General features: G+C 66.2%; 27 protein-coding genes and 1 tRNA gene. 17 read left to right on the top strand and 11 right to left on the bottom strand.

What is annotated here, in order from left to right; all coding sequences use genetic code 11:
* Positions 1-257: 257 nt before the first annotated feature.
* The gene (locus GGR00_RS15500) at positions 258-638 is read left to right on the top strand and encodes a hypothetical protein (protein ID WP_184699928.1); all 381 of its coding nucleotides are present in this window, start codon (positions 258-260) and stop codon (positions 636-638) included.
* 219 nt (positions 639-857) lie between these two features.
* On the opposite strand, the gene GGR00_RS15505 is transcribed toward GGR00_RS15500, so the two are convergent.
* Positions 858-1055: a CsbD family protein gene (locus GGR00_RS15505; RefSeq protein ID WP_055982117.1), complete on the bottom strand. Its 198-nt coding sequence runs from the start codon at positions 1053-1055 to the stop codon at positions 858-860.
* 202 nt (positions 1056-1257) lie between these two features.
* Between GGR00_RS15505 and GGR00_RS15510 the strand changes: the two genes are divergently transcribed.
* Positions 1258-1716: a DoxX family protein gene (locus GGR00_RS15510; protein WP_156381380.1), complete on the top strand. Its 459-nt coding sequence runs from the start codon at positions 1258-1260 to the stop codon at positions 1714-1716.
* A 139-nt stretch (positions 1717-1855) separates the two neighbouring features.
* Positions 1856-2830, top strand: coding sequence for a complex I NDUFA9 subunit family protein (locus GGR00_RS15515; RefSeq protein WP_055982109.1), 975 nt, complete (start codon positions 1856-1858; stop codon positions 2828-2830).
* Positions 2831-3037: 207 nt separating this feature from the next.
* Here GGR00_RS15515 and GGR00_RS15520 read toward each other — a convergent pair whose 3' ends face one another.
* The gene (locus GGR00_RS15520) at positions 3038-3844 is read right to left on the bottom strand and encodes an undecaprenyl-diphosphate phosphatase (RefSeq protein ID WP_055982106.1); all 807 of its coding nucleotides are present in this window, start codon (positions 3842-3844) and stop codon (positions 3038-3040) included.
* Between the two features lie 160 nt (positions 3845-4004).
* Here GGR00_RS15520 and GGR00_RS15525 point away from each other — a divergent pair, with 160 nt between their 5' ends.
* From GGR00_RS15525 to GGR00_RS15575, 11 genes are all read left to right on the top strand, one after another.
* Positions 4005-4697: a glutathione S-transferase family protein gene (locus GGR00_RS15525; RefSeq protein WP_055982103.1), complete on the top strand. Its 693-nt coding sequence runs from the start codon at positions 4005-4007 to the stop codon at positions 4695-4697.
* Positions 4678-5841 (top strand): tRNA epoxyqueuosine(34) reductase QueG, encoded by a 1164-nt coding sequence (gene queG, locus GGR00_RS15530; RefSeq protein WP_055982100.1) that lies wholly within the window; start codon positions 4678-4680, stop codon positions 5839-5841. The genes GGR00_RS15525 and queG overlap by 20 nt, the downstream gene beginning before the upstream one ends.
* Complete coding sequence (locus GGR00_RS15535; RefSeq protein WP_184699929.1) at positions 5838-6752, top strand: SDR family oxidoreductase; 915 nt, start codon at positions 5838-5840, stop codon at positions 6750-6752. The genes queG and GGR00_RS15535 overlap by 4 nt, the downstream gene beginning before the upstream one ends.
* A 98-nt stretch (positions 6753-6850) precedes the next feature.
* On the top strand, positions 6851-7951 hold the full coding sequence (mepA, locus tag GGR00_RS15540; RefSeq protein ID WP_055982094.1) for a penicillin-insensitive murein endopeptidase: 1101 nt from the start codon (positions 6851-6853) through the stop codon (positions 7949-7951).
* A gap of 105 nt (positions 7952-8056) precedes the next feature.
* On the top strand, positions 8057-8440 hold the full coding sequence (locus GGR00_RS15545; protein ID WP_055982092.1) for a methylglyoxal synthase: 384 nt from the start codon (positions 8057-8059) through the stop codon (positions 8438-8440).
* Positions 8441-8466: 26 nt separating this feature from the next.
* Positions 8467-9489: a glucokinase gene (locus tag GGR00_RS15550; protein WP_184699930.1), complete on the top strand. Its 1023-nt coding sequence runs from the start codon at positions 8467-8469 to the stop codon at positions 9487-9489.
* 96 nt (positions 9490-9585) lie between these two features.
* The gene (locus GGR00_RS15555) at positions 9586-11427 is read left to right on the top strand and encodes an ABC transporter ATP-binding protein (RefSeq protein WP_184699986.1); all 1842 of its coding nucleotides are present in this window, start codon (positions 9586-9588) and stop codon (positions 11425-11427) included.
* Positions 11424-12233 (top strand): 4-hydroxy-tetrahydrodipicolinate reductase, encoded by an 810-nt coding sequence (dapB, locus tag GGR00_RS15560; RefSeq protein ID WP_055982083.1) that lies wholly within the window; start codon positions 11424-11426, stop codon positions 12231-12233. The genes GGR00_RS15555 and dapB overlap by 4 nt, the downstream gene beginning before the upstream one ends.
* 35 nt (positions 12234-12268) lie before the next feature.
* A complete protein-coding gene (locus GGR00_RS15565; RefSeq protein WP_055982081.1) occupies positions 12269-12886 on the top strand; it encodes a 2,3-bisphosphoglycerate-dependent phosphoglycerate mutase in 618 nt (205 codons plus the stop codon).
* Between the two features lie 182 nt (positions 12887-13068).
* A tRNA-Leu gene (locus tag GGR00_RS15570) sits at positions 13069-13153 on the top strand.
* Positions 13154-13461: 308 nt separating this feature from the next.
* Entirely contained in the window at positions 13462-13950 is a 489-nt protein-coding gene (locus GGR00_RS15575; RefSeq protein ID WP_055982078.1) for a YbjN domain-containing protein, read from the top strand.
* A gap of 119 nt (positions 13951-14069) precedes the next feature.
* On the opposite strand, the gene GGR00_RS15580 is transcribed toward GGR00_RS15575, so the two are convergent.
* A complete protein-coding gene (locus tag GGR00_RS15580; RefSeq protein WP_055982075.1) occupies positions 14070-14444 on the bottom strand; it encodes an SPW repeat domain-containing protein in 375 nt (124 codons plus the stop codon).
* Between the two features lie 176 nt (positions 14445-14620).
* Positions 14621-15595, bottom strand: a complete 975-nt coding sequence (locus GGR00_RS15585) for a glycosyltransferase family 2 protein (RefSeq protein ID WP_082496747.1) — start codon at positions 15593-15595, stop codon at positions 14621-14623.
* A gap of 170 nt (positions 15596-15765) precedes the next feature.
* Between GGR00_RS15585 and GGR00_RS15590 the strand changes: the two genes are divergently transcribed.
* Entirely contained in the window at positions 15766-17652 is a 1887-nt protein-coding gene (locus GGR00_RS15590) for a glycosyltransferase family 2 protein (RefSeq protein WP_184699931.1), read from the top strand.
* 400 nt (positions 17653-18052) lie between these two features.
* Positions 18053-18409, top strand: coding sequence for a septal ring lytic transglycosylase RlpA family protein (locus GGR00_RS15595; RefSeq protein WP_184699932.1), 357 nt, complete (start codon positions 18053-18055; stop codon positions 18407-18409).
* A gap of 30 nt (positions 18410-18439) precedes the next feature.
* Here GGR00_RS15595 and GGR00_RS15600 read toward each other — a convergent pair whose 3' ends face one another.
* The 6 genes from GGR00_RS15600 to GGR00_RS15625 all read right to left on the bottom strand — a co-directional run bounded on the left by GGR00_RS15600 (position 18440) and on the right by GGR00_RS15625 (position 24418).
* Positions 18440-19495: a D-alanine--D-alanine ligase family protein gene (locus GGR00_RS15600; RefSeq protein ID WP_184699933.1), complete on the bottom strand. Its 1056-nt coding sequence runs from the start codon at positions 19493-19495 to the stop codon at positions 18440-18442.
* A 200-nt stretch (positions 19496-19695) separates the two neighbouring features.
* Entirely contained in the window at positions 19696-20565 is an 870-nt protein-coding gene (locus GGR00_RS15605; RefSeq protein ID WP_184699934.1) for an SMP-30/gluconolactonase/LRE family protein, read from the bottom strand.
* 2 nt (positions 20566-20567) lie between these two features.
* A complete protein-coding gene (locus GGR00_RS15610; RefSeq protein ID WP_055982338.1) occupies positions 20568-21203 on the bottom strand; it encodes a 2-dehydro-3-deoxy-6-phosphogalactonate aldolase in 636 nt (211 codons plus the stop codon).
* Between the two features lie 4 nt (positions 21204-21207).
* Positions 21208-22140, bottom strand: a complete 933-nt coding sequence (locus GGR00_RS15615; protein ID WP_082496745.1) for a 2-dehydro-3-deoxygalactonokinase — start codon at positions 22138-22140, stop codon at positions 21208-21210.
* Complete coding sequence (locus GGR00_RS15620; RefSeq protein WP_184699935.1) at positions 22137-22904, bottom strand: SDR family NAD(P)-dependent oxidoreductase; 768 nt, start codon at positions 22902-22904, stop codon at positions 22137-22139. The genes GGR00_RS15615 and GGR00_RS15620 overlap by 4 nt, the downstream gene beginning before the upstream one ends.
* Before the next feature lie 170 nt (positions 22905-23074).
* Positions 23075-24418 carry a putative bifunctional diguanylate cyclase/phosphodiesterase gene (locus GGR00_RS15625; RefSeq protein ID WP_055982049.1) on the bottom strand — a complete coding sequence of 448 codons (1344 nt, stop codon included), beginning with the start codon at positions 24416-24418 and terminating at the stop codon, positions 23075-23077.
* 294 nt (positions 24419-24712) lie between these two features.
* Between GGR00_RS15625 and gshB the strand changes: the two genes are divergently transcribed.
* On the top strand, positions 24713-25654 hold the full coding sequence (gshB, locus tag GGR00_RS15630; RefSeq protein ID WP_184699936.1) for a glutathione synthase: 942 nt from the start codon (positions 24713-24715) through the stop codon (positions 25652-25654).
* Between the two features lie 20 nt (positions 25655-25674).
* On the opposite strand, the gene cml is transcribed toward gshB, so the two are convergent.
* A complete protein-coding gene (gene cml, locus GGR00_RS15635) occupies positions 25675-26862 on the bottom strand; it encodes a CmlA/FloR family chloramphenicol efflux MFS transporter (protein ID WP_184699937.1) in 1188 nt (395 codons plus the stop codon).
* Positions 26863-26925: the final 63 nt, after the last annotated feature.

The raw sequence follows: 26925 nt of genomic DNA on the forward strand, positions 1-26925 counted from the left end.
ATGGCAACTGTGTTCATGCCGTGATTTCTCCGGTGCTCCGGTGGTTCCGAACCACGCCTCGGAACACCCCGCGAAACTCCCGCGAAAATAATTCGAACTCCCTGTGAACCTTTCCCGCCGCCGCCGCGACCCAGTCATGTCCAGGGCGAGGTGAGCTCGCCAGATCAACCGGGGGGAACCCAAACCGAAGATCGTTCCGACGTGGAAGCCAGAGCGTTTCCGCGACCCCGAAACGCAACCTCGAAAGGGAAATGACCATGAAAGCCAAGATCACCATCCTGACCGCCGTTCTGCTGCTTGCCGGCGCCATCGGCAGCGCCAATGCCGCAAGCTTCTCGGCCGGGTCGGGCGGCGGCGACCGTCCGTCGGGTCCGAGCGACATCTCCGACGCACCGGGCGGCAACGGCCCTTCGGGCCCCGGCGGCTTCTCCGACAAGCCGGGCAACGACAAGCCGTCCGGCCCGAGCGGCAAGGCTTCGTCGGGCAATGGCGGCGCCACGGAAGACAAGTACTGCAAGAACGGCTCGAGCAAGTTCCCGGATTGCAACACCAAGTTCATCCAGGACTGCAAGGCCGCAGGTGGCAACATGTCGGGCCAGCAGGGTTGGGGTGGCAAGACTTGCCGGGAACCCTCCTGATGCCAAGGGCATGATCCCGAAAAGTGGTAGCCGGTTTTCGGGATCATGCCCAGCGAGAAGGCGTCGGCCTCGCTCGAGCGTCGGTCGCCTGCATTCTGCCATCCGGAAAACCCCGCAGTTTGCGGGGTTTTCTGCGCTGGGCTCGACAATGAAAAAGCCCCGCAGGCTTGCGGGGCTCCCGTCTGCCGCGCCAATGCGGCCATGTTGCTCAAAGACGGTTCAGTGGCGCGAAAGCCAGGTGTCGATATCCTTTTCGGCCTCGTCCTGCGCCTGGCCGTAACGGGCTTGCAGCCTGCCGGCGAGCTCCTTGCGCTTGCCCTTGATGACGTCGAGGTCATCGTCGGTCAGCTTGCCCCACTGGGCCTGAACCTTGCCCTTGAACTGCTCCCAATTGCCTTCGATCTGGTTCCAATTCATCGCGTTCTCCTTCTCGGGATTGGCACGACAGGTCCGCCGCACTGGGGGATCAACGCCCTTCCGCCGGTCGAGTTCCCAAATTTTGTCAAACATGAGCAGGTCAATCATCTTTCATTCAATCCTTGTTGACTTGACCGTGACGGCGCCTTTGCGGCGTTGGTGCATTGCAACATTTTTTGAGCAGAGCCCCGCAAACGGAGACATGTCCTTGACCCTGACGACCGAAACATCCGGCCGCCGACTTTTCATTCCCGCGCTTCGCGGAATTTATTCGAGCCTGCATGACTCCGCCGAAACGATCGTGCGCATCGTCGCCGGCCTTGCGCTTGTCGCCCATGGCGCCGGCAAGATTGCCGACCCGTTCGGCGCGGCGGAAATGGTCCAGAGCCTCGGCTTCTACCCCGGCGCCTTCTGGTCGCTGCTTTTGTCCTGCACCGAGTTCTTCGGCGGCATCCTGATCGCCATCGGCCTGTTCACACGGCCTGCCGCGCTTGCCGCGACGGTCGTGCTGGCGGTCGCCGCCTGGTACCACTGGGTCACCCTGGGCCAGGGCTACCTGATGGCCGAGAAGGCGATCATCTGGGCCGCGGTCTGCCTGTTCTTCGCCATTCGCGGCGGCAACCGCCACTCGGTCGACGCCCGCATCGGCCGCGAATTCTAGAACCTGCCTCCCAAGGCAAGCCACAAGCCCGCGCCAGATCGGCGCGGGCCGCTCCGCATGCAGCCTCGATGATTGCCTTTTCCGCGAAACGGGCTAAGAACGGCGACGTCCCTGCCCCTTTTGGCGACCGGAGCCAGCGATGACCGAAATTCTGCAGACCCCGCAACTCGTGACCGTATTCGGCGGCTCCGGCTTCCTCGGCCGCCATGTCGTGCGGGCGCTGGCCAAGCGCGGGTACCTGGTGCGGGTCGCCTGCCGCCGCCCCGACCTCGCCTTCCACCTGCAGCCGCTCGGCAATGTCGGCCAGATCCAGCCGGTGCAGGCCAATCTGCGCGTGCGCTGGTCGGTCGACCGCGCCGTCCAGGGCGCATCGCACGTCGTCAATCTCGTCGGCATCCTGCATGAAGGCGGCCGCCAGCGTTTCTCCACGGTCCAGGAATTCGGTGCCCGGGCCGTGGCCGAGGCCGCACGCGCGGTCGGCGCTTCGCTGACCCATGTCTCGGCGCTCGGCGCCGGCGAAACCTCGCATGCGACCTACGCCCAGACCAAGGCGCGCGGCGAAAAGGCCGTTCTGGCGACCGTTCCCGAGGCGGTGATCTACCGCCCGTCGATCGTCTTCGGCCCCGAGGACCAGTTCTTCAACCGCTTCGCCAACATGGCGCGCTTCTCGCCGTTCCTGCCGCTGATCGGCGGCGGCGAAACCCGCTTCCAGCCGATCTATGTCGGCGACGTCGCCGAGGCCATCGCGCGCGCCGTCGACGGCAAGGTCAAGGGCGGCACCATCTATGAGCTCGGCGGCCCGCAGGTGCTGAGCTTCAAGCAGTGCATGGAGCAGATGCTCGAGGTCATCGACCGCAAGCGCAGCCTGGTGGCGGTGCCGTGGTGGGCTGCCAACCTGCAGGCCTCGATCCTCGGCCTGCTGCCTAACCCGCTGCTGACCAAGGACCAGGTCACGCTGCTGCGCTCCGACAATGTCGTGTCGAAGGCGGCGCAGGACGAAGGCCGCACCATCGCGGCCATCGGCATCGCGCCCAAGACCACGGCGTCGATCCTGCCGAGCTACCTCTGGCGCTACCGCGCCGCCGGCCAGTTCACCCGCCGCACGGAAGCCTGACCGGCCGAGGGCGCACAGGCGCCCTCACCAGAAATTTCAGCAAGCGCCTCATCGGTCGCAGCGCACGGCCCGTTGAGTCACGGGGTGAGTGGCCGCGGCCGAATACCCGCCACGATGGCTTCTCCAAGCGTGAGCCCGCTCGAATGAGCGCCAGAGGCGCGTAATAGCGCATCAGGTGGCCGGCAAAGTGGAGTCGGCGACCGGTTCTCAGCCCCAGACCGTCAGCGCGATCAGGCCAATGCCACCGACGATCAGGCGCCACCAGCCGAACAGCGAATAGCCGTTGCGCGAGACGTAATCGAGCAGGTGGCGCACCACCAGCAGCGCCATGACGAAGGCCGCGATGAAACCGACGCCGATGACGGGCAGGTCGGCCACTGAAAGGATGTCGCGGTTCTTGTAGAGGTCATAGGCAAAGGCGCCCGCCATGGTCGGCATGGCGAGGAAGAAGGAGAATTCGGCGGCCGCGCGCTTCTCCACCCCCATCAGCAGCGAACCGACGATGGTCGCGCCCGAGCGCGAAGTGCCGGGGATCATCGCCAGGCACTGGAACAGGCCGATCTTGAGATAGACCGAGAACGGAAAGTTGGTGACGTCGCCATAGCGCGGCTTGAGGTCGAGCTTGTCGAGCAGCAGCAGCACGAAGCCGCCGAGGATCAGCATGACGCAGATCAGCCGCGGCGATTCGAACAGCACCGTCTTGATGAAGCCATGCGCAAACGCGCCGATCAATGCGGCCGGCAGGAATGCAATCAGGATGCCGGCAACGAAACGCTGCGTCTGAGGGTCGCGCGGCAGGTCGACCAGCATTCGCCACAGCCGGGCCCAGTAGACCGACAGGATGGCCAGGATGGCGCCGAGCTGGATCAGGATCTCGAAGGTCTTGCCGGTCGAGTTGAAGCCGAGGAAATGCCCGGCAAGCAGGATATGGCCAGTCGAGGAGACCGGGATGAATTCGGTGAGCCCCTCGAGCAGGCCGAGCAGCAGCGCGTCGATGATAGTCTGGCTTTCCATTCCAGTCCCCGCGGGATCGTTCATTCGCGATTGCTTGTCATGGGGCAGAACTCACCCTATAGGTCGGGTCGCCCGAGAGCCCGGTGCGCCGGGCCCAGAAGCTCTAGCGGCGCGGCCGGCGATTCGCCAGAGCGCCATCGATCACGAATTTCGCAGGACCATGCTGACTCTTTTCCACCACCCGATGTTCGCCACATGCCGCTTCGTCCGCCTGGCGTTCGGCGAATATGGCGAGGAGCTGGCCCTGATCGAGGAAAAGCCGTGGGCGCGGCGCAAGGAATTCCTGTCGCTCAATCCGGCCGGCACGCTGCCAGTGCTGCTGGCCGAGGGCGACGTGCCGATCGTCGGCGCGATGATCATCTCGGAATATATCGACGAGACCCGCGGCGTGCTGAAGCGCGAGCGCCGGCTGTTTGCCGAAGACCCGATGGAACGCGCCGAGATCCGCCGCCTCACCGACTGGTACCTGACCAAGACCGAGAGCGAAGTGACCCGGCATCTGGTGCGCGAACGCGTGCTGAAGCCGCATATGCCCGAGGCCGCCGGCGGCGGCTCGCCCGATTCGGCGGCGATCCGTGCGGCACGCGCCAATATCCGCCAGCACATGAAATACACCAACTGGCTGGCCGGCACCCGCCACTGGCTCGCCGGCACGCGCATCACCTATGCCGACCTTGCCGCCGCAGCCGCGCTGTCGGTGCTCGACTATCTCGGCGAAATCGACTGGCGCGAACACGCCTCGGCGCGCGAATGGTACACCCGGGTCAAGTCGCGGCCGTCCTTCCGGCCGCTGCTCGGAGACCGGGTGCGCGGCCTGGGCCCGGCATCGCATTATGCGGACCTCGATTTCTGATACGGCGCTGCGCCAGCTGATCGAGCGCGAAGCGAAACGCGCCGGCTTTGCCGCAGTTGCGGTGACGCGACCGGACGCGATCCCGCTCGCCCCCGCCCGCCTTGCCCAGTTCGTCGAGGAAGGCCTGCACGGCTCGATGGGCTGGATGGCCGAGACGCTGGAGCGCCGCGCCGAACCCTCCGTGCTGTGGCCCGAGGTGCGCTCGATCATCGTGCTCGCCATGAACTACGGGCCCGACACCGATCCGCGCGACCTGCAGGCCATGCCCGACCGTGCCGCGATCTCGGTCTATGCCCGCAACCGCGACTATCATGACGTCATGAAAGGCCGGCTCAAGGAGATCGCCGGCAAGATCGTCGCCCGCGCCGGCGGCGACGTGAAGGTGTTCGTCGACACCGCCCCGGTGATGGAAAAGCCGCTGGCCGAGGCCGCCGGGCTCGGCTGGCAGGGCAAGCACACCAATCTCGTCAGCCGCGAGTTCGGCTCCTGGCTGTTCCTGGGCACGATCTTCACCACCGCCGAGCTCGTCCCCGACGAGGCCGAGGCCGATCATTGCGGCTCGTGCCGCGCCTGCCTCGACGCCTGCCCAACGGACGCCTTCCCCGCGCCCTACCGGATCGATGCGCGGCGCTGCATCTCCTACCTGACCATCGAGAACAAGGGGCCGATCCCGATCGAGTTCCGCGAGCGGATCGGTAACCGCATCTATGGCTGCGACGACTGCCTTGCCGCCTGCCCGTGGAACAAGTTTGCCCAGTCGGCCTCGGAAGCGAAGCTTGCGGCCCGCGACGACCTGCGCCAGCCGCGCCTCGCCGACCTGCTCCAACTCGACGACGCAGCCTTCCGCAGCTTCTTTTCCGGTTCCCCGGTCAAGCGCATCGGCCGCGAACGCTTCATCCGCAACGTGCTGATCGCAGCCGGCAACTCGGCCGACAGCGCGCTGGGCTGGCCATGCCGGGCGCTGCTGTCCGACGCCGCGCCACTGGTCAGGGGAGCTGCCGTCTGGGCGCTGTCGCGGCTCGTTACGCCGGAAGCGTTTTCGGCCCTTGCGCTTGAAGCGCTGAAAGCCGAAACCGAACAAGACGTGATTGCCGAATGGCAGGCGGCGCTCACGCAGGCTGAACCCGCACGGACGCAGGCATGACCCAGCAGAACATCTTCATCTTCGGCGCCGGCTATTCCGGCAAGGCATTCGGGCGCGATCGTCCGCAGGGCACCCGTGTCGCCGGCACGACCCGATCCGCCGGAAAATTTGCCGAGCTCCAAGCCGCAGGCATCGAGCCGTTTCTGTTCGACGGGCACCTGACGCCCGAAATCCGAGCAAAGCTCGCCGAAACCACGCAGCTGGTGGTGTCGGCAGCGCCCGGTGCCGACGGCGACCCGGTGCTCGACGTCGCCCGCGACGCCATCCTCCACCACATGCCGGCACTGCGCTGGATCGGATATCTCTCGACCGTCGGCGTCTATGGCGACTATGGCGGCCAATGGATCGACGAGACCGCCGCCTGCCGGCCCAAGCCAGGCCGTTCGCAGGCCCGGCTCGACGCCGAACAGGCCTGGCACGACCTTGGCGAAGAGGTCGGGCGCCCGATCGCGATCCTGCGCCTGTCGGGCATCTACGGCCCGGGACGCAACGCCTTCGTCAACCTCGAAAACGGTACCGCCAAGCGCCTGATCAAGAAGGACCAGGTGTTCAACCGCATCCATGTCGACGACATCTCGGGTGCGCTCTGGCATCTGCTCGAGGCGGACCGTGGCGGCATCTACAACGTCACCGACGACGAGCCGGCGCCGCCGCAGGACGTGGTGAGCTATGCCGCCGCGCTGATGGGCGTTGCCCCACCCCCCGAAATTGCCTTCGAGACCGCCCAACTTTCGCCCATGGCCCGATCCTTCTATGGCGAGAACAAGCGTGTCGCCAACACCGAGATTCGGGCCACGGGGTATGAGTTCCGCTTCCCGAACTACCGGACCGCATTCGATCGGATGTGGGCCGAAGGCAGCTGGCGCGGCGAAGGGGAAAACGACAAGCGCAGCCCGATCAGGCAAGGCTGAGCGGGGACGGTCGTGCAGCGAAATGACCGGGTTGCAGGCCCCGGAATTTACCATTCAGTAACCGTGGCGGCCCAAGCTGGCGGAGAGGACAAAACTCCATGACGGCATTTTTCAGCGGAATTCTGGGCAAGGCGGCGCGGCTCGCCATGGCGATCGCCACCCTCGGCCTTGTCGGTCTCGACATGCAGGCGGCAAGCGCGGCGGAACTCGCCAAGGACCTGTTCGGCAACAAGAGGCTGCCGGCGGCGGTTGCCGCGCGCTCCTATGGCTTCTACTCCAAGGGCTGCTTCTCGGGTGGGATGGCGATCGCCACCGACGGGCCGACCTGGCAGGCCATGCGCCTGTCGCGCAACCGGCGCTGGGGCCATCCCAAGATGATCGCGCTGATCGAAAAGCTGTCGCGCGAGGCCACCGCCGACGGCTGGCCCGGCCTGCTGATCGGCGACATCTCGCAGCCGCGCGGCGGCCCGATGCTGACCGGCCACGCCTCGCACCAGATCGGCCTCGACGCCGACATCTGGCTGACGCCGATGCCCGACCGCAGGCTGTCGCCGACCGAGCGCGAGAACATGAGCGCGATCTCGATGGTCAACGAGAAGACCCACCTGGTCATCGACAAGCGCTGGACGCCGGCGCATGCGCGCCTGATCGAGCGCGCCGCCAGCTATCCCGAAGTCGAGCGCATCCTGGTCAATCCGGGCATCAAGAAGAAGCTCTGCGAAACCGTCACCGGCGACCGCTCGTGGCTGCGCAAGGTCCGGCCGTTCTGGGGCCACGACTACCATTTCCACGTCCGCATCGGCTGCCAGGCCGGTTCGAAGGGCTGCAAGGAGCAGGATCCGACGCCGCGCGGCGACGGCTGCGACAAGTCGCTGGCCTGGTGGTTCACCGAGGAACCATGGCGCCCCGCCACCGGTCCGGCCAAGCCCAAGGCACGCGACATCATGACGATGGCGAGCCTGCCCAAGGAATGCCGCGCCGTTCTCGATGCGCCCTCGCCCGTCAACGAGGCAGCGGTGACCTACCATGGCAAGGGCGGCGCACCGACCGCGGTCGTCGCGGCACCCTCGCCTGAAGAACCGGAGGTCGCGGATACGCCCATCATCACCGATGGCGGCACCCCGGCTGCGGCAAACGCTTTTGCGCCCCGGCCTTCGGTCGACATTCCGCTGCCGCGTCCACGCCCGAAAACGCAGTAACGCCGAAACTGCAGGCCGATCGCGGCGCCGATGCCTTGGCGCTTCCAAAGAAGCGGAAATCGGTCTATGGATTTCAACCGATTTAGTTCTTCTGGATGAGCCCGAGTGACACCTGCATTGCGTCTCGCCCTGATCGCCCATGACGAGAAGAAGGACGACCTGGTCGCTTTCGCAAGCGATCACATCGAGTTCCTGAAGACCTGCCACATCGTCGCCACCGGTACCACCGGGCAACGCATCCTGGCTGCCTGTCCGGGCCTCAACCTGACGCCGCTGAAGAGCGGACCGCTCGGCGGCGACCAGCAGATCGGCGCCCTGATCAGCGAAGGCAGGATCGACCAGTTGATTTTCTTCGTTGATCCGCTGACGCCGATGCCGCATGACGTCGACGTGAAGGCATTGATGCGGCTTGCCATCGTCTACGACATTCCCATGGCGTTGAACCGGGCGACGGCCGAGATCATGCTCGAGAACCAAGAGAACGGCTGAACGCCGACGCAGGGACGGAACCGGGAATGTCACATCAGAGCGACCAGGCGCAGGCTCTCCCGTTCCCGATCCTGATCGGCGACATCGGCGGCACCAATGCGCGCTTCGCCATCGTCGAAAGCGCCGACACGGATGCCGGCGAGCCGCGCATCGTCCAGACCGCCAGCTATGCCAATATCGACGACGCCATTCTCGCCGTGCTCGACGGCGCGCCGGTGCGGCCGCGCTCGGCGGTGCTCGCGGTCGCCGGCCCGGTCGAGGGCGACGAGATCGCGCTGACCAATTGCCCATGGGTGGTGCGGCCCAAGGAGATGTTTGCGACCATCGGGCTCACCGACATCCTGGTGCTCAACGATTTCGAGGCCCAGGCGCTTGCGGTCGTGGCGCTCGGCGACGAACACATGGAAAAGATCGGCCCCGGCGAGCCGGAAGAGGGTGCCGGGCGCGTCGTGCTCGGGCCGGGCACCGGCCTTGGCGTCGCTGGCCTGATCCATGCGCTGGGGCGCTGGATCCCGGTCCCCGGCGAAGGCGGACACATGGACATCGGCCCGCGCTCCGCGCGCGACTTCGAAGTCTTCCCGCATCTCGAAAAACTCGAAGGCCGCATCTCGGGCGAGCAGATCCTGTGCGGCCGCGGGCTGGTCAACACTTACCGCGCCGTCGCCCTCGCCGATGGCAAGACGCCGACGCTGACCCTGCCGGCACAGGTCACGGCGGCGGCCCTCGCCGGCACCGACCCGATCGCCGAGGAGGCGCTGGAACTGTTCGTCACCTGCCTCGGCCGCACCGCCGGCGACCTGGCGCTGGTGTTCAAAAGCAAGGGCGGCGTCTTCCTGACCGGCGGCATCGCCCAGAAGATCGTGCCGGCGTTGAAGCAGGGCAATTTCCGCGAGGCCTTCGAGGACAAGGCGCCGCATCGCGAACTGATGGCCTCGATGCCGGTCTACGTCATCACCCATCCGCTCGCAGCCCTTGCCGGCCTCGCCGCCTATGCCCGCACGCCATCCCTGTTCGGCATCGAGACCGGGGACCGGCGCTGGCGCCTCTGACCGCGGCCAAAAGGCGGTTTCCCCCGCGGGCGTCATGCTCTATGAGGGGCGCAGTTTTTGCGTAGCGACAGGACTACCTGTTTGACCACAGCCCAGATGGAAAAGGCTAAGGCCTCGCGCAGCGAGATCGTCGGCGTGATCCGGCGAGTCGCCGCCGAGAATGGCCGCGCCTACGCCTGGCAATACGGGCTCGCCGCGCTGTTCCTGCTCATCATCGCCGGCAGCACCGCCTTTACCGCCTGGGTCATGCGCGACGTCATCGACGAGATCTTCTACCGCCAGCGCGCCGACCTCATCGCCCTGATCTCGCTGGCGATCCTCGCGTCCTTCGCGCTGCGCGGTGTCGCCACCTATGGCCAGGCGGTCATACTCGCCAAGATCGGCAACAATCTCGTCGCCCGCTACCAGCGCCGCATCTTCGACCACCTGATGAAGCTCGGCATGGACTTCTTCTCGGCCCAGCGGTCGTCCCAGCTTGTCGCGCAGATCAACCAGAACGTCGGCGGCGTGCGCGACCTGCTCAACATCACCGTCACTTCGATCGCCCGCGATGCGGTCTCGCTGGTCGCGCTGGTCGGCGTCATGGTCTACCAGGATCCGGTGCTGTCGATGATCGCCTTCCTGATCGGCCCACCGCTGGTGCTGCTCGTCAGTCATCTGATGCGGCGGCTGCGCAGGCTCAACCGCGACGCCATCCTGGTCAATTCGAGGCTGTTCGGCGCGGTGCAGGAAGCCGTCCAGGGCATTGCCATCGTCAAGGCCTTCACCATGGAAGACCAGCTGTCAAAGCAGATGGATACCCTGGTCAACGACGTCGAGGCGCGCTCCAACAAGATCGCCCGGGTTTCGGAACGCCTGTCGCCGATCTCCGAAACGCTGGCAGGCGTCGTCGTTGCCGCGGTCATCGCCTATGCCGGCTACCGCTCGACCATGGGGGCCCAGCCGCCCGGCGCGGTCTTTTCCTTCATCACCGCGCTGCTGCTCGCCTACGACCCGGCACGCCGCCTCGCCCGCACCCAGGTGGGGCTCGAGCGCGCGCTGGTCAACGCCCGCATGATCTACGAGATCCTCGACACCGAACCGCGCCAGGAAGACGCGAGCGATGCCGGCGCCATCAAGGTCGGCAAGGGCGATATCCGCTTCGAGGCCGTCTCCTTCTCCTACGGGCCGGACGTACCGGTCCTGCACGATCTGAGCTTCACTGCTCCGGGTGGCAAGACGACGGCCATCGTCGGCGCCTCGGGAGCCGGCAAGTCGACGCTGGTCGCACTGCTGCAGCGCTTCTACGACGTCGATGGCGGCCACATCGAAATCGACGGGCAAGACATCGCCCACGTCACCAAGCGCTCGCTGCGCCAGTCGATCGCCTATGTCTCGCAGCATCCCTACCTGTTCGAAGGCACGATCCGCGACAACATCCGCTATGGCCGCGCCGACGCCACGAACGACAAGGTCCAGTTGGCTGCCGAACAGGCCTTCGCCGACGAGTTCATCCGTCAGCAACCCGACGGCTACGACACGCCGATCGGCGAAGGCGGCGCCACGCTTTCGGGCGGCCAGCGCCAGCGCATCTCGATCGCCCGTGCCCTCGTGCGCAGTGCACCGATCCTCCTGCTCGACGAAGCCACATCGGCGCTCGACAACGAGTCGGAGGCGCGGGTCCAGCAGGCGCTTGCCGCCGCCACGCAAGGGCGCACCACCATCGTCATCGCCCACCGCCTGTCGACCGTGGTCAGCGCCGACCATATCGTCGTGCTCGAGCAGGGCCGGCTGGTCGAACAGGGCACGCATGCGGGCTTGATGAGCGACCCCAACAGCGTCTATGCCCGGTTCCACAACCTGCATGACGAAGCCAGTCTCGGACTGGTGGACGATACCGGCGAGACGACGAAAGAAGAGGCGCAGCGCGCAGGCGCTGCCGCAGGGAGCTTGCGATGAGCGACATGGGTCTGGTTGTGGTCGGCGCCGCCGGCCGAATGGGTCAGGTGCTGCTGCGCACCGTCCATACGATGGAGGGCGTCCGTGTCGTCGGCGCCATCGAGCGCAGCGGCTCGCCCTATCTCGGCAAGGATGCGGGCGAACTTGCCGGCATCGGCACCATCAATGTCGCAATTTCCGACGACCCGCTTGCGGCCTTCGCCAAGGCCGACGGCGTGCTCGATTTCACCGCGCCCGCCGCGACCGTCGAATTCGCCGGCTATGCGGCCCAGGCGCGCATCGCCCATGTCATCGGCACCACCGGCTGCGCGGCCGAGGACGATGCCAGGATCGCCGCCGCGGCGCGCCATGCCACCATCGTCAAGTCGGGCAATATGAGCCTCGGCGTCAACCTGCTCGCCATCCTCGTCGAGAAGGCGGCGCAAGCGCTCGGCCCCAGCGACTTCGACATCGAGGTGCTGGAAATGCATCACCGCCACAAGGTCGACGCGCCGTCGGGCACCGCCCTGCTGCTCGGCGAGGCGGCAGCCGAAGGCCGCAAGATCGCGCTGGCAGACAGGAGCGTCCGCGTCCGTGACGGCCACACCGGCGTGCGCGAGGCGGGCACCATCGGCTTCGCCACGCTGCGCGGCGGCTCGGTGGTCGGCGACCATTCCGTCATCCTCGCCGGCACCGGCGAGCGCATCACCCTGTCGCATCAGGCCGAGGATCGCACGATCTTCGCCCGCGGCGCGGTCAAGGCGGCGCTGTGGGCGCATGGCCGCAAGCCCGGCCTTTATTCGATGCGCGACGTGCTCGGCCTCTAGATCAATCCACCGTCCTCACCCACAAGGGAGCTAAAATGTCCGGTACTCTCGTGCTCGTCCGCCACGGCCAGAGCGAATGGAACCTGAAGAACCTGTTCACCGGCTGGCGCGATCCCGGCCTGACCGAGCAGGGCCACGCCGAGGCCAAGGCCGCCGGCGAGAAGCTCAAGGCGCGCGGACTGAAGTTCGACATCGCCTTCACCTCGGCGCTGTCGCGCGCCCAGACCACCTGCCAGCACATCCTCGACGCGCTCGGCCAGAGCGACCTCAAGACCATTCGCAATGCAGCGCTCAACGAGCGCGACTATGGCGACCTCAACGGCCTCAACAAGGACGACGCCCGCGCAAAGTGGGGCGAGGAGCAGGTCCATATCTGGCGCCGCTCCTACGATACCCCGCCGCCCGGCGGCGAGAGCCTGAAGGACACCGGCGCCCGCGTCTGGCCCTATTACATGCACGATATGCAGAAGCATGTGCTTGCCGGCGGCACGGTGCTGGTCGCTGCGCACGGCAATTCGCTGCGCGCGCTGATCATGGCGCTCGAAGGCATTTCGGGCCCGGACATCGTCAAGCTCGAGCTCGGGACCGGCGTGCCGATCGTCTACAAGCTCAACGCCGATTCGACTGTCGCTTCGAAGGATGTGCTGGCCTGAGCCGCCACGGGAGCCTCCGATTCGTGGCTCCCAACCTCTTCGCCGGCTATGCCGCGAGACATGCCGCAACGTCATGCGGCATGCCGGAACGCGACAAATCGGTCCTGTCGCGGCATTCGTCGGCAAAAGCTGAAAATGCGCGTTGACACAGTCGCTTCGCCCGCTTACATCAGCGCCCACCAGCCCAGATGGCGGAATTGGTAGACGCGCACGGTTCAGGTCCGTGTGCCGCGAGGCGTGGAGGTTCGAGTCCTCTTCTGGGCACCAGTTTCCAAGGTCAAGCCTCGACTTGACCCCTTGAATTTCAAGGACATCAAAGCCCGGCTCTCACGAGCCGGGCTTTTTCGTTTCTGCGGAATGCTTGATTCCTGGCGACCGGCACCTCGATCTGCGCCGTTCCCCCGAGGTTCGCGTCGCAATTCGATTGACCCCGACGACAACTTCAATTCGTCCTCGCTTGGCGCCTGCCACACCCTTCATCATCGACCGAAAGGCCGGCTTCCGGCAGGCCCCATGCCGGTGGTAATATCAGGTTGCGCTAATATTTTTCGCACAACCTCTTGAGGAGCACGCCGATGCTGCGCTTTGCCCTTTTCGCCGGTGCCCTGGCCCTCGCTGCCGGTACTGCAGCCAGGGCCGAAGACAAACCGCAGGCCGCGCCGACCGTGGTCGAAGGCGTGACCGTCGCGGAATTCCAGGACATCATGACCAAGGCCGGATACCAGGCCAAGGTCGGCACCGACAGCGACAACCTGCCGGTCATCGATTCCAAGGCCTCGGGCATGAACTTCTGGGTCTATTTCTACAATTGCGACGGCGAACCGCAGAAATGCCGGCGCGTGCAGTTCCAGAGCAGTTTCAAGACCGACAAGACGATGCAGGACAAGGCGCTCGACTGGAACAACAAGAAGGTCGCCGGCCGTGCCTCCAACGAAAAGGACAACACCTATTTCGACTATCTGGTCGATTGCGGCGGCGGCGTCTCGTCCGGCAACCTGTCGCAGAACCTCGAGCGCTTCGACACGCTGATGGCCGAATTCACCACCTATATCGGCTGGCGCTGAACAGCACGGCGTCAGCCGCGCGAAGACATGCAAAGGGCGCCGGTCGGCGCCCTTTGCATGTGAGGCTACGGCAAGGGTCCCATCCCGCCGAATGAGGGACCCCAGCCAGGCCGCCTTGCTCACGCCTCGAGGTTGCGGTTGCGGTCCTGCCAGAGTTCCAGGACGGCCAGCACCGCCACGGCGATGCCGAGGCCGACATGCCAGTTGCGCAGCACGCCGCCATATTCGAAGACGAAGGGCTGCACGACCATCCAGACACCGCAGAACAGCACCAGGATTTCCTCCCAGCGCCGCAGGAAGATCTGCTCCAGTCCGGAAAGCACGACGATCGCGGCGCCGACGAGCGCCGTCACCGCCATCATGGTCGGCATGCCGGTTTCGCCGAACCACATCGGCGACACGATGATCGCGGCGCCGAGGATCATCGAAGCGATGTCCTCCCAGCGCCGGTGTTGCGACAGTCCCAGGGGACCCATTACGTTGAGCGTTGCCATGATCAAAATCCTCTCAGGCTACATTTGAGTTCTCTGCTCAAACGCCCGTGAGGACCAAGTGCGTGGCTGTCGAACTCCTCAGTCGGGCGTTCTTCGCACTGGCGCCATTATCTCAAAAAAGAGCAACAAGTTCAATGGATCCGGTTGCGGCGGACGATCACACCAACGCTACCGGGCTACTCGCCGGTGACCTCCGCATAGAGCCGTGAGCGCGAGCCGAGCAGGCCGAGTATCCGGCCTGCCGACCAACCCGACGCACGCGCAAGGGCAAGCACGCCAGGACCGCCGCGGACCGGCACCGTAAGCGCGGTGACGGCTGTGGCAAGCAGCCGGAAGGCGAGCAGCACCGCAATCGACGCGGCCCTGCGGTCGCCGCCCCTTCCCTTGCGGGTGAACGACGCCAGGGATTGATCGCGGGCGCGCCTGAACTGGTAGGAAAAGGTCAGGCGCGACGGCGGCATCGTCTCGTACACCATGGCCCGGTCGGCCCATGCTTTGGCCAGTCCACGGCGCGTGACCTCGTGATCGAATGCCGAGTCGCTGCCACCCGACATCGGATCGCGCTCGTCGAACCGCAGCCGGTGGACCACGAACAGATCGCGCTGCGCGAGCCAGTTGTTGGTGACGATGGTGATCCGCTCCGGCCTGCCCGCCGCGCTCTGGCGCCGGGCCACGGCTGCCTTGTGGCGGAACCGCTGCTGCACCCCGCGCAAGATCGCCCTGCGCCACCGCGACAGCGGAACCGCCGGCGGCTGCGCCTCCACCGGACCGCCGATCAGCAGCGCCCGGCTGCGGCGATACTCGGCGACGAGCTCGACGAGCCAATCCGCGGCGACGCGTTCGTCGTCATCGACGAAGGCGACAAGATCGGCCCCGGATTCCAGCGCATGCTCGACCGCGCGATTGCGCGCGAAAGGAATGCCGATGCAGGGCTCGAGACGATAGTCGAGTTCCAGACCCTTGGCCGCGCCAAGCACGATGTCGCGACAATCGGGCTGCGCGGAATTCTCGACCACGATGAAGCTGACATCGGTGAACGGTGGCATCTCGCAGGCGGTCCATGAGGCGAGAAGCTCGCCGAGCATGATCGGCCGCTGCCGCGTGATCGCAGCAACGCACAGCCGCAGACGCGGCATCGATTTCGAGGACATTGCCCTTGCTCCGCAGGTTTGCGTCGCCCGGGCAGCGGCAACAGGTCTCAAGTGCGGGGGCGGCTCCGTTTCCCACAATTGAACACCTATTGCAAGTAGAAATTTTTATGCGATACAACCGCAGAATCGAACCGGCCCCGAGCGGCCGAAGCAAGCGCGTGAGTTTTTCAATGAGACCGATCCTGTCGTACTGCATCCCGGTTCAGGACCGGGCGGATGACCTCAGGCTGACCCTGCGGACAAATCTCGACCAGAACCGCCCGTTCCAGACGCTGGTGGAGTTCGTCGTCGTCAGTTTCGACCGGGACGATGAGCTGGACCGCTGGATGCGCGAGAGCTTTGCCGCGGACATCGCGTCCGGATACCTCAAGCCGAGGCGCGCCGGCCACCTGGATCCATGGCATTTCGGCCGGGCAAAAAACGTGTTCCGCGACCATCTCGAGGGCGCGATCTATTCCAGCCTCGACGCCGACAATTTCGTGTCGCCGCACGAGACACGGCAGATCCTCGACCTGCATGCCGAGCATGGCGGCAAGATGCTGATCCATCATTTCAGCGGCCACTGGGGCGACGGAACCTGCGGCAGGGTCACGCTGCCGGCAAATCTCTATCGATCCGTCGGGTATGACGAGCGGGCCTTGCCGCGCCAGTTCGACGAGATCGACCTGATCCTTTCCGCGCTCAGGGCCGACCCCGATCTCACCTACGTCTCGCACCTCCCGGGCGGCGCGCTGCAGAAGTCGAAGGCCACGGCAGGATTCCTGCACGGCGAAGGCATGGCGGTGAAGAACCTGGTTGTCGACGACCTGCGCGCCACCAAGCCGCTCAACCCGAGGAACAAGGGTTATGCCGATGACTGTGGCCTTCTCGGCGCCATGCAGCGCTTCAACCGCGCATCGAGCTTCGCCAAGAATGCCGGCAAGGCCGACAGCAAGGAGCGCTATTTCGCCGAAGCCATGCAGGCGGTGCGCGATGCCATAGCCGCACAGGGACCGGCAGAGACGCTGCAGTGCTTTTTCGGCGAACCGGGCCGGCCGCTTCCGCAACTCGTCGACGGCAAGGTGCCGGTCTTCGCCTGCGTCAAGGACGACACCTTCGTGCTGGAGGAGTGGTACAGGCATTACCGCGGCATCGGCTGCGGACCGTTCTACATCATCGACGACCACTCGGCCGTGCCGGTGGCCGAGACCCTGCCCTATCGCGATGTCCTGACGCTGACGCCCAGGGTTGGCCACTACCGAACCTGCAAGAGCGCCTGGCTGATGGCCGCGATGAAGGCCGTGCTGCCTGAAGGTCGATGGGCGCTGACCGTCGACGCCGACGAATTCGTCGACGTTCCGCCTGCGCTCGGCACCACCATGGCGGACGTGACCGTGGCGGCGTCAGCCGCGGGCCGGTCCTGGCTGCCGGGAATGCTCGTCGACATGCTGCCGGCAGCATTGGAGCTGTCGAGCGGCCCGGCACGGGCATCCTTCCTGCGCGCGTTCGATCGCCATCTGCTCGATGGCAAGGGCGACAGCACAGCCTACCGCTGCAATAAGTCGGTTCGCTGGGCCTTCGGCGACCGATGGCGCGCCAGCTATTGCATCGATGCGCGCTACCGCATCGCCGGCACGGTCGACGTGCTGCGCAAGGTACCGCTGGTGAAGTACCGCCAGGATATCAGGATCCATCACGGCTTCCACGATCTCGGCTACTCCGACCAGCCGAACGTCCAGCCCGACGACTGGCGCGGCCCGCTGCTGCTGCCGATGCGCCATTACAAGCTGGTCAAGCTCTTCGATGCCGAGGAGCGCCGGCGCATGGCCGAGCATGCGGGATTGTCCTTTGTCCACGACCGCAAGACGACCGCCAATCTGCGCACGCTCGTCGCCGGCGACCGGTCTACGGCCTGGGAAAAGCTCGAAACACTTGAGACGGTCGAATACGACCCCAGCCTGTTCTCCGACCCGGAATTCTTCCATGCGGTGCCGGGCATGTCGGGCGGATGGGGCTCTTTCCTGCGGCGGGGCATCCGGGCGATGCGCGGCAAAGACGAGGCACGGCGCACGACATAGATCACGGTCGACACACGCCGGAACCGGTTTCCGCAACATGGGGCAAACCGCCCGTTTTGGCGGTGCCGCCGCCGGTGCAATGCTTATTGATTCAACCGAACCATTTTCTGGACGTTACCGATATTTCCTTCGGTGATCGGCGCATGGCAAAGTATACACAAGTAATAATCGCTGCACGTTACATGCACCATGATTCACGGACATCTGAGGCTCACCTCGGCAAGAGGTCGAATTTTGTGAATAAATTCCTTACAGAATCACGGAATCTGGCTGACAAACTGTTACCTTGAGACTCCAAACGTGTGCAGCCGCCACGGAACCGCCCGAAGCTTGCCCCATTCGCTGCCACATTTGAGGTGAAACCGCTCCGTGTGTGCATCAACGGAGCATTAACCAGAAGATGAAGAAGAGCGCCAAGCCCGCGATCGCGGCGGCCACCCTTGCCGCCGGCATGATGATTGCTTTCACCGGTACCGCCTCGGCCCAGTGCGGCAAGGCTTCCTGGTACGCGCTGACCTCGAAGACCGCTTCGGGCGAACGCATGAATCCATCGGCCATGACCGCAGCGCACCGCTCGCTTCCCTTCGGCACCAAGATCCGGGTGACCAACCAGAAGAACGGCAAGAGCGTGGTGGTTCGCATCAACGACCGCGGCCCGTTCATCAAGGGACGCGTGCTCGACCTGTCCAAGGGTGCAGCCCAGCAGATCGGCTTCATCAAGTCCGGCCACACCTCCGTCTGCATGCAGCGCACCTGACGCCTGCGCGGCGATGCGGCACCGACGAAGCTAGCCGATACGCCGCGCCGCCGTCTCGGCCATCGCCTCGACGAGGCCGAGGTGCCATTCGGCCCGGCAATAGGCCCGGAAATCGAAGCATGGCAGCCCGGGGCAAACCTCGAACTCGATGAGGTGGACGGTGTCGTCGGCCTCGACGCGGAAATCGAGCGAAAAGACATCGCGCAGGCCGAGCCCGGCCATCAGCCGCGCCGCGATCCGCCTGATCTTTTCGGCAGCGAGCGGCTGCACCGCATCGACATGAACGAGCTCCGGCTCGCTGTAGCGCCCGGCGGCCCTGGCCGCGGTGCCGGTGTCGCCGTACAGCGCCATGCTGTCCGCCATGGTCTGGAAGTCGCCGCCTGAATCGACAAAGACAATGCCCAGCGCCTCGGGCCCGGCATCGGGATCGATGGCCAGGAAGCTGGCGCGCACGTTGCGCCCGGCGACATAGGGCTGGACGACGACATCGTCACGATAGGCATCGAACACCCTGCGCCCGAGCGCCAGCGCCTCGTCCGCCACGCGGATGCGCGAATCCGCCCAGATGCCGATCTTGGCGCCGAGCCGGTTCGGCTTGACGAAATAGCCCGTCGAAGACGCCGGCGGTTCGACCAGCCAGGTGCCGCCGCGCACAAGGCCTGCCTGCGGCACGGGCAGGTCGAGCGCGGCAAGAACCGCGCCTGCCCTGAACTTGTCCTGGCACAGCGCAAACAGGCTGTCGTCGGCGCCGATGGTTCGCAGGCCATTCAGCCTTGCCAGCGCCGGGGCCGCGCCACCGCGGAAATAGGCGATGCCGTCGGTCAGCGTCCACACCAGGCTGCTGCGGCGGTCGCATGTCGCCAGGACCTCGGCAGCGTCGTCGAGCTCGACGGCACGGAAACCGAGGCCACGCGTCGCGCAGGCTGCGGCGAGCGCATCGAACTCCGGCGCCAGGTCGGTCGACTGCGCCAGATAGGACGAAACCTCCGTCGCCGCCTGGGCCGAAAACCCGTCGGCCCGCAGCCGGTCGAAGCAGGCGCGCTCCGGTTCGTGGACGAGAATGAGCGTCGGGCCTTGTCCAGTCATCGGGCACGCTTCCAGCTGGCATGGCGAAGCAGACGTGCAGCGCCATCAACCGACAATGGCATCCCCGATCCACCCGTCATGCCGGAAAACCGACCTGTTGCCACTGCTCGGGCGACAGGTGGAGCGCGAGCCACGAAAGCGCAGGGCCCGTTTGATAACTCGCCTGCCGAGACCGGCAGGGTAGAGTTTGCAAACAGACCTCAGACCAGGACGTTCGGCTCGTGCCGCCCATTGACGACGACGTCGAGCAGGAAGGTCTTGCCGGCATGCGGGTCGGCCCGCAGCGCCTCGGCGCTCAAACCTTCAGTCGCACTCGTCACCGCCAAGCGGTCCGCCGCGGCGCCGACAAATGCCGGGCAGGTGGCCTGGCCTGCCGGCACCGGCACGCTGCGCAGCAGGCTGCCATCGGGCGCATAGGCGTCGAGGCGACCGCCGCCCCAGCAGGCATTCCACAGCACGCCGTCGCGGTCGACCACCGAGCCGTCGATGCCGCCCTTGTCGCCGCGGCGGTCGACGAACAGCTTCGGCTCGCCCAGCGGCAGGCCGGTGTCGGCATCGCAGTCGAGACGGTAGAGCAGGTTGACGGCGGTATCGACGAAATAGGCGGTCTTGCCGTCGGCGCTGAAGCAGATCGAGTTGGGAATGCTGATCGCGGGAAACAGCAGCCGGAGCTCGCCACGGAAATACCAGTAGATGGCGCCCGCGCCGGCCTCTGCGTTCTTGCCCATGGTGCCGAACCACAGCGCACCGCAAGGGTGCACGCGGGCATCGTTGGAGCGCGTGCCGGTGTTGGCGGCCTCCACCGACATGTGCGGCGTCAGCTTGCCGGTCGCGGCGTCGCGGATATGGAGCCCGGTCTCGGTCAACAGCAGCTGGCGCTCGCCGTCGATCGTGGCGATGGCACTCGCCATCTCGCCAAGCTGATGGGTGCGCGTCGCTCCGCCCGACAGCTTCCTTTCCAGCATCCGGCTGGCCAGAATATCGAACCAATAGAGCGTGTCGGTGGCCGGATCGTAGGTCGGCCCCTCGCCCAGGCTGCAGGCTTCGTCGGACAGGATCACGGTGGCCATGGTCAGGCTCCCTTGCCGATGGCGTCCCAGCCGGCGACGGCGGCACGGGCGCGCTCGCCGACTTCGGCTGCAGCCATGCCCGGCTTGTACAGGCTCGAGCCGAGGCCGAACAGTTGCACGCCGACCTTGGCATAGGCGTCGAAATCGGCTTCCGAAACGCCGCCGACGACGCCAACCTGCGTCTCCTTGGGCAGCACGGCGCGAATGGCCGAAATGCCACCCGTGCCGAGCACGCTTGCGGGGAAGAACTTCAGCGCCGAAGCGCCGAGCTTGAGGGCGAGGAAAGCGTCGGTCGGCGTGAAGACGCCTGGCATCGTCACCATCTTGTGCACGCCGGCGCGGCCCATCACCTCGGCGTCGATGTTCGGGCTGACCAGCAGGCGCCCGCCGGCGTCGTGGAGCCGGTCGACATCCTTGGCCCACACCACCGTGCCGCCGCCGACCAGCGCCGTGGGCAGCGCCTTGGCCAACATCTCGATCGAGCGGAACGGATCGGGCGAATTGAGCGGCACCTCGATCGCCTCGATGCCGGCGTCGAAGACGGCGCGGCCGACGTCGAGCGCCTCCTCGGGTTTCAGGCCGCGCAGGATGGCGACGAGGCCGCGGCCAAGTTCCGGAAATGGAGCCGTTACAGTCATGTCGTCATCCCTCAGCAAGCATTCCATTGCGCCGCGCCGCGGCCACCAGTCCCGAAAGCACCGCCTTGTCGGCATCGGCGATGCGCACCGCCAGCCCGCCGAGCGTCAGCGCCTCGGCATAAAGCGCGCCGAGCGGTCCCGAACCGACGAGCACCACCGGCGTTTCGCGCTTGCCGAAGCGGCGTGTCGCCGAGGCGATCTCGGCGCCGATCAGAAGGCCCGACAGGGCGGCTGCGGCATCGGCCTGTCCGAGGCCGGACAACAGGCCGGCAGCGCGGATGCCGAACAGGCGGGCGCCGATATCGCCATCGCTCAGCGCCTCATTGCACCAGTCCCGGAAGACGGCATTGTCGGGCGCCACCGGTGCCGGCTTCTCGCCGAGCGAGTGGCGCAGGATGGAATGCTGGGCAAAGACCGAAAACATCTCGCCGGTCGGCCAGGTGCCGAAGCCGGCGACGGTGCCGTCGTCGACGCCGACCCATTTGCAGTGGGTGCCGGGCATGCAGACGAGATGGCTGCCGGAGCCGACCTCGGCGGCGACGCCGGCCAGCTGGGTCTCCTCGCCGCGCATCACGTCGGGCGCGCCTTCCTTGCGCTGGGCAAGCCCCGGCACGATGCGCACGTCACGGCCGGCACCGGGGACCGGCACCGCGGCGCCCAGGATGTCGCCGAGCGACGCCGGCACCTCGACATAGGGCGCCTCGATCCAGCCCTGACGGGCGCCGGCCATGCCGCAGACGATGGCCGGCAGGTCGGCGGGCGCCCCCATGCTGGCGAGATGACCGTCGAGGACCGGCGCAAAACCCTTGTGCTGGGCGGTGAGCAAGCCTTCGTCGCTGCGGCGCTCGTCGACGACAGCGCCCGTCGCGTCGAGCAGCCAGACGCGCATCCGCGTGGTGCCCCAGTCGACGGCGGCGATTGTTGGCTTCGGACTCACAGGATACCTCCATCGACGATCAGCGTTTGCGCCGTCAGCATCCTCGATGCGTCCGACGCCAGGAACAGCACGGTGCCCACCATGTCTTCGGGCAGCATCGTGCGCTTGATGCACTGCCGCGATATGTGCGCCTCGAGCGCCTTCTCGCTGACCCACAATTCGCGCTGCCGCTCGGTGATGACCCAGCCCGGCGCCACCGCATTGACCCTGATGTTGTCGGGGCCGTAGCGGCCGGCGAGGCCCTTGGTCAGGCCGACGATCGCGGCCTTTGCCGCGGTATAGGCCGGCATGGCGCCAATGTTGAGCATGTAGGAGGTCGAGCTGAAATTGACGATCGAGCCGCCGCCGGCCTTGACCATGCCCGGCGCCACCGCCTGGATGGTGAAGAAGTGCGGCCTGAGGTTGACCGCCTGGTTGTCGTCCCAGCTCTCCGGCGTGACCTCCGCCACCTCGTGGCGCACGTCGTTGGCGGCGTTGTTGACCAGCACTGTCACCGGCCCATGCTCCTCCTCCGCGCGGCCGACGGCCCGGCGCAACTCGGCGATGTCGGTGAGGTCGGCGCGCAGATAGAGCGGCCGGTTGCCCGTCGCCTGCTCGATCTCGTCGCACAGGTCTTGGCTCGGCTGCAGGGCGATGTCGATGAAGGCGACCTTGGCGCCCTGGCGGGCGAAGGCTTCGGTCAGCGCGGCGCCAATGCCGCTGCCGCCGCCGGTGATGAGCACCGACTGACCTTCGAGATCAGGAAATCGTGCCGATGGCATCATGATCTTTCCCCCGGGCAAGGCTGGCCGCGCAGCGCGCCTGTATTAGCCCATCGACCTGCAAAGCGGAAACGCTTTTCGGCCGCCGGAGACGTCTTTTTCAAACGATTGAAGAAGCGATGAAACGTTGCAACCGGAAGCGGCAGAGCGGGCGCCGAAGCCCCTGCCCTTGCTCAGATCGCCCGTGCGTAGGCCGCGCCGCGATGGGCCTCGCGGAGATAGCCGAGCGTCGCGTCGGCATCGGCCGGGCGGCCGAACAGATAGCCCTGCCCGCCGGCACAGCCGAACTGCACCAGCCGCTCGGCCTGGGCTTCCATCTCGATGCCTTCGGCAACGACATCCATGCCGAGGCCCTCGCACATCGCCAGGATGGCGCGGATGATGTGCTCGGACGGCCGGTCCTCAAGGATCGAGGCGACGAAGGCGCGGTCGATCTTGAGCTTGTCGAAGCGGAATTCGCGCAGGCGGCCGAGCGACGACTGGCCGGTGCCGAAATCGTCGAGCGACACGCGGATGCCGACGCGGCGCAGGTCCTCGACGATCTTTTCGGCCGAAGCCGGATCGGTCATCAGGCCGGTTTCGGTGATCTCGATCTCGAGGCGGCGCGGGTCGAAGCCGGTGCGTTCGAGGATCGACAGGATGTGCAGGCCGGTGTTCTGGTCGACGAGCTGCGACGGCGACAGGTTGAACGACAGGAACATGTCCTGCGGCCAGCTGCGCGCCGCTTCCGCCGCCTTGCGCAGCACCAGCTGCGACAGCGGGCCGATGATGCCGCGTTCTTCGGCGATGGGAATGAACACGGCCGGCGACACCGGGCCGAGATCGCGGTCGGTCCAGCGGGCCAGCGCCTCGAAACCGATGGTGCGGCGGCTGTTGAGGTCGACGATCGGCTGGAAATGCGGCGCGACCTCGCCGGCCGCTACGGCGCGGCGCAGCGCCTGCTCGATGCGGGTGACGCGCTTGGCCGCCTCCTCCATCTCGCGGGTGTAGACGACGACGCGGCCGCGGCCCGAGCGCTTGGCGTGGTAGAGCGCGGTCTCGGCCTTGCGCACCAGCGTCTCGGTGGTGTCGTCGCTGGAATGGAACAGCGAGCAGCCGACCGAGGCCGACAGGCGCGCGGTGCGCTCGCCGACATCGTAGGGCGCCGACAGTATCTCGATCAGCATGCGGGCCTTTTCGGCGGCCGCATCCTCGGAGAACACCAGCGGATAGAGGAAGGCGAATTCGTCGGCGCCGATGCGCGCCACTGCCGAATAGCCGTCGCAGGCGGCACGCAGGCGCATCGCCACCTGGATCAGGATATCGTCGCCGGCCCGATGGCCGAACAGGTCGTTGATCGGCTTGAAGCCGTCGAGATCGAGGATGCCGACGGTGAACGGTGCCGGGTCCTCGGCGCGGTCGTCGATCAGCCGTTCGACCTTGTCGAAGAACCGGCGCTGATTGCCGAGCCCGGTCAAGGCGTCGGTGAAGGCCAGATCCGCCGTGTCCCTGTCCGAAAAGCTCGCGCCGAGTGACATGCCTGGTCTCTGTTCTTCCATTGATTGCAATCGTTGCAGGACACTGGCAGCAAAGCGTTTAGGAATTGTATTCAATCCGTCATTTACGAAACCGGTTTCAATCCCTGCCCCTGGCCCCGGTTCGCCGGCGCTTCGCGGTACTCCTGCAAAGCCGCGTCAGGCGATTGCGCAGCGCCAAGACACCGTCCTGCCATTGCATAAGGCGGCCAAATTGCTACATCCTCGTCACCCAGGCGTGCGGCCGGTTCCGCTTGTCCGCGCCATCACCATCGACCAGCCGCGCCGGAGACCTCCATGCCGCTCAAGATCGCCGTCCAGATGGACCATATCTCCACAGTCAACATCGCCGGCGACACGTCGTTCGCGCTGTCGCTGGAGGCCCAGCGCCGTGGCCACGAGCTCTACCACTACACGCCCGACCGGCTGTCGATGCGCGACGGCAAGGTCTTTGCCCGCATCGAGACGCTGGACGTGCGCGACGTCAAGGGCGACCATTTCACCCTCGGCGAGCCGGTCCGCACCGACCTGTCGGAGATGGACGTGATCCTGTTGCGCCAGGATCCGCCCTTCGACATGAACTACATCACCACCACCCACATCCTCGAACGCATCCATCCGAAGACGCTGGTCGTCAACGACCCGGCGTGGGTGCGCAACAGCCCGGAAAAGATCTTCGTCACCGAATTCGCCGACCTGATGCCGGAAACCCTGATCACCAAGGACCCGGCAGAAGTCACCGCCTTCCGCAAGGAGTTCGGCGACATCATCGTCAAGCCGCTCTACGGCAATGGCGGCGCCGGCATCTTCCACCTGCACGAGGCCGACAGGAACCTGTCGTCGCTGCTCGAAATGTTCGGCCAGATGTTCCGCGAGCCCTACATCGTCCAGCGCTACCTCAAGGACGTGCGCAAGGGCGACAAGCGCATCATCCTGATCGACGGCGAACCCGCCGGCGCCATCAACCGGGTGCCGGCCGAGCATGACGCCCGCTCCAACATGCATGCCGGCGGCCGCGCCGAGAAAACAGAGTTGACAGCCCGCGAACGCGAAATCTGCGCCCGCATCGGCCCGTCGCTGCGCGAACGCGGCTTCATCCTCGTCGGCATCGACGTCATCGGCGACTACATGACCGAGATCAACGTGACCTCGCCGACCGGCATCCGCGAGGTCAAGAAGTTCGGCGGCGCCGACATCGCCGCGCTGTTCTGGGACGCAGTGGAGAAGAAGCGGGCCTGATCGGCCCGCCTCCGTCCTCGCTAGCGCTTCCCGAGCAGCCTGAGGCCGCCCAGCGTCGCCAGCGCCATGACCGCGCAATAAGCCGCCAGCGGCCAGGCCGTGTCGCCGCCGAGCATGACGATGACCAGCGTGCCGACGATGCCGACGATCAGGCTCTGGACGCAGAAATAAAGCGCGACGGCTGCGCCCGCGGCATCGCCGAACGCTTCGAGCGCGCCATTCGCCGTCACCGCGCCGGCGAAGACGATGCCGACCGAAATCGCCCACATCGGCACGACGAAAGTCCAGAACGACGGTTCGGCGAACAGCTGGCCGAGGGCCAGCAATGCGGCACCGAAGATCAGCATCGCCATGCCTCGCGCCAGGCACCCCGCGATGCCCCAGCGCGCAACGAACCATTTGGCGAAGCGCGTGGTGACGATCATCGCCAGCGCCGCCGTGGCAAAGGCCAGGCTGAAACCGAGCTGCGAATAGCCGGCCTTGTCGATGAGCACGCGCGGCGCCGTCGAGAAGAAGACGAAGAACGCGCCCATCGCCGCGCTGAAGCCCAGCGTGTAGACCCAAAAAGCGGGACTCTTCAGGATTTGCCGGAAGGCCGGGCGCGGCTGCGTTGCCCCCTTGGGCCGCGTCTCGTGCCAGCGCGGCAGGGCATTCAGCGCGGCAGCGAGGGCAAGGATGCCCAGCGCCGTGAAGATCGCCCGCCAGCCGAGGCTTTCGGCGACCAGCGCGCCGGCGATCGGGCCGAGCGCCGGCACGCAGGCCAGCATGGAACTGAACAGGCCATAGATGACTGTACCTTCCGCCCGCTCGGCATAGACGTCGCGCACCGTGGCGAAGGTGGCGACGAGAGCCGCCGACGCACCCAGCGCCTGGATCACGCGCAGGACTAAGAAGACCGCCGCAGACGATGTGACGGCGAGCAGGAACGAGGCCATGGCGAACAGCACCGCGCCGCCGAGCAACACGGGGCGGCGGCCGATGCGGTCGGAGACGGGCCCGAAGAAGACCTGGCCGAGGCCGAGCACGATCATGTAGAGGCTCAGCGTCAGCTGGACGATGCCGGGCGTCGTGCCGAGGATGGCAGGCATCTGCGGCACGACGGGCAGGTAGATGTCCATGGCCAGCGAGGCCAGGATGTCGAAGGGCGCCATCAGCAGCAGCGCCGCCGGCAGGGAATGGCCCCAGGTGGAAAAGTTTCGATTGGGCATGACAGGCATCCGCTCAAATGAATTTCATCTGGCGGCGAACTGCCACTTCGCTTGTTTAAGGGA

The organism is Aminobacter aganoensis (assembly GCF_014206975.1).
GTDB lineage: Bacteria > Pseudomonadota > Alphaproteobacteria > Rhizobiales > Rhizobiaceae > Aminobacter > Aminobacter aganoensis.

Bases quoted from the DNA above. Each gene is read 5' to 3' on its own strand.
- GGR00_RS15580 (WP_055982075.1), bottom strand. From the start codon at position 14,444: ATGGCAACGCTCAACGTAATGGGTCCCCTGGGACTGTCGCAACACCGG.
- GGR00_RS15600 (WP_184699933.1), bottom strand. From the start codon at position 19,495: ATGACTGGACAAGGCCCGACGCTCATTCTCGTCCACGAACCGGAGCGC.
- queG (WP_055982100.1), top strand. From the start codon at position 4,678: ATGCGGACCTCGATTTCTGATACGGCGCTGCGCCAGCTGATCGAGCGC.
- GGR00_RS15520 (WP_055982106.1), bottom strand. From the start codon at position 3,844: ATGGAAAGCCAGACTATCATCGACGCGCTGCTGCTCGGCCTGCTCGAG.
- mepA (WP_055982094.1), top strand. From the start codon at position 6,851: ATGACGGCATTTTTCAGCGGAATTCTGGGCAAGGCGGCGCGGCTCGCC.
- GGR00_RS15620 (WP_184699935.1), bottom strand. From the start codon at position 22,904: ATGATGCCATCGGCACGATTTCCTGATCTCGAAGGTCAGTCGGTGCTC.
- GGR00_RS15565 (WP_055982081.1), top strand. From the start codon at position 12,269: ATGTCCGGTACTCTCGTGCTCGTCCGCCACGGCCAGAGCGAATGGAAC.
- GGR00_RS15515 (WP_055982109.1), top strand. From the start codon at position 1,856: ATGACCGAAATTCTGCAGACCCCGCAACTCGTGACCGTATTCGGCGGC.
- GGR00_RS15585 (WP_082496747.1), bottom strand. From the start codon at position 15,595: ATGTCCTCGAAATCGATGCCGCGTCTGCGGCTGTGCGTTGCTGCGATC.
- GGR00_RS15625 (WP_055982049.1), bottom strand. From the start codon at position 24,418: ATGTCACTCGGCGCGAGCTTTTCGGACAGGGACACGGCGGATCTGGCC.
- gshB (WP_184699936.1), top strand. From the start codon at position 24,713: ATGCCGCTCAAGATCGCCGTCCAGATGGACCATATCTCCACAGTCAAC.
- GGR00_RS15525 (WP_055982103.1), top strand. From the start codon at position 4,005: ATGCTGACTCTTTTCCACCACCCGATGTTCGCCACATGCCGCTTCGTC.
- GGR00_RS15555 (WP_184699986.1), top strand. From the start codon at position 9,586: ATGGAAAAGGCTAAGGCCTCGCGCAGCGAGATCGTCGGCGTGATCCGG.
- cml (WP_184699937.1), bottom strand. From the start codon at position 26,862: ATGCCCAATCGAAACTTTTCCACCTGGGGCCATTCCCTGCCGGCGGCG.
- GGR00_RS15590 (WP_184699931.1), top strand. From the start codon at position 15,766: ATGAGACCGATCCTGTCGTACTGCATCCCGGTTCAGGACCGGGCGGAT.
- GGR00_RS15500 (WP_184699928.1), top strand. From the start codon at position 258: ATGAAAGCCAAGATCACCATCCTGACCGCCGTTCTGCTGCTTGCCGGC.
- GGR00_RS15505 (WP_055982117.1), bottom strand. From the start codon at position 1,055: ATGAATTGGAACCAGATCGAAGGCAATTGGGAGCAGTTCAAGGGCAAG.
- dapB (WP_055982083.1), top strand. From the start codon at position 11,424: ATGAGCGACATGGGTCTGGTTGTGGTCGGCGCCGCCGGCCGAATGGGT.
- GGR00_RS15610 (WP_055982338.1), bottom strand. From the start codon at position 21,203: ATGACTGTAACGGCTCCATTTCCGGAACTTGGCCGCGGCCTCGTCGCC.
- GGR00_RS15605 (WP_184699934.1), bottom strand. From the start codon at position 20,565: ATGGCCACCGTGATCCTGTCCGACGAAGCCTGCAGCCTGGGCGAGGGG.
- GGR00_RS15550 (WP_184699930.1), top strand. From the start codon at position 8,467: ATGTCACATCAGAGCGACCAGGCGCAGGCTCTCCCGTTCCCGATCCTG.
- GGR00_RS15535 (WP_184699929.1), top strand. From the start codon at position 5,838: ATGACCCAGCAGAACATCTTCATCTTCGGCGCCGGCTATTCCGGCAAG.
- GGR00_RS15595 (WP_184699932.1), top strand. From the start codon at position 18,053: ATGAAGAAGAGCGCCAAGCCCGCGATCGCGGCGGCCACCCTTGCCGCC.
- GGR00_RS15510 (WP_156381380.1), top strand. From the start codon at position 1,258: ATGTCCTTGACCCTGACGACCGAAACATCCGGCCGCCGACTTTTCATT.
- GGR00_RS15575 (WP_055982078.1), top strand. From the start codon at position 13,462: ATGCTGCGCTTTGCCCTTTTCGCCGGTGCCCTGGCCCTCGCTGCCGGT.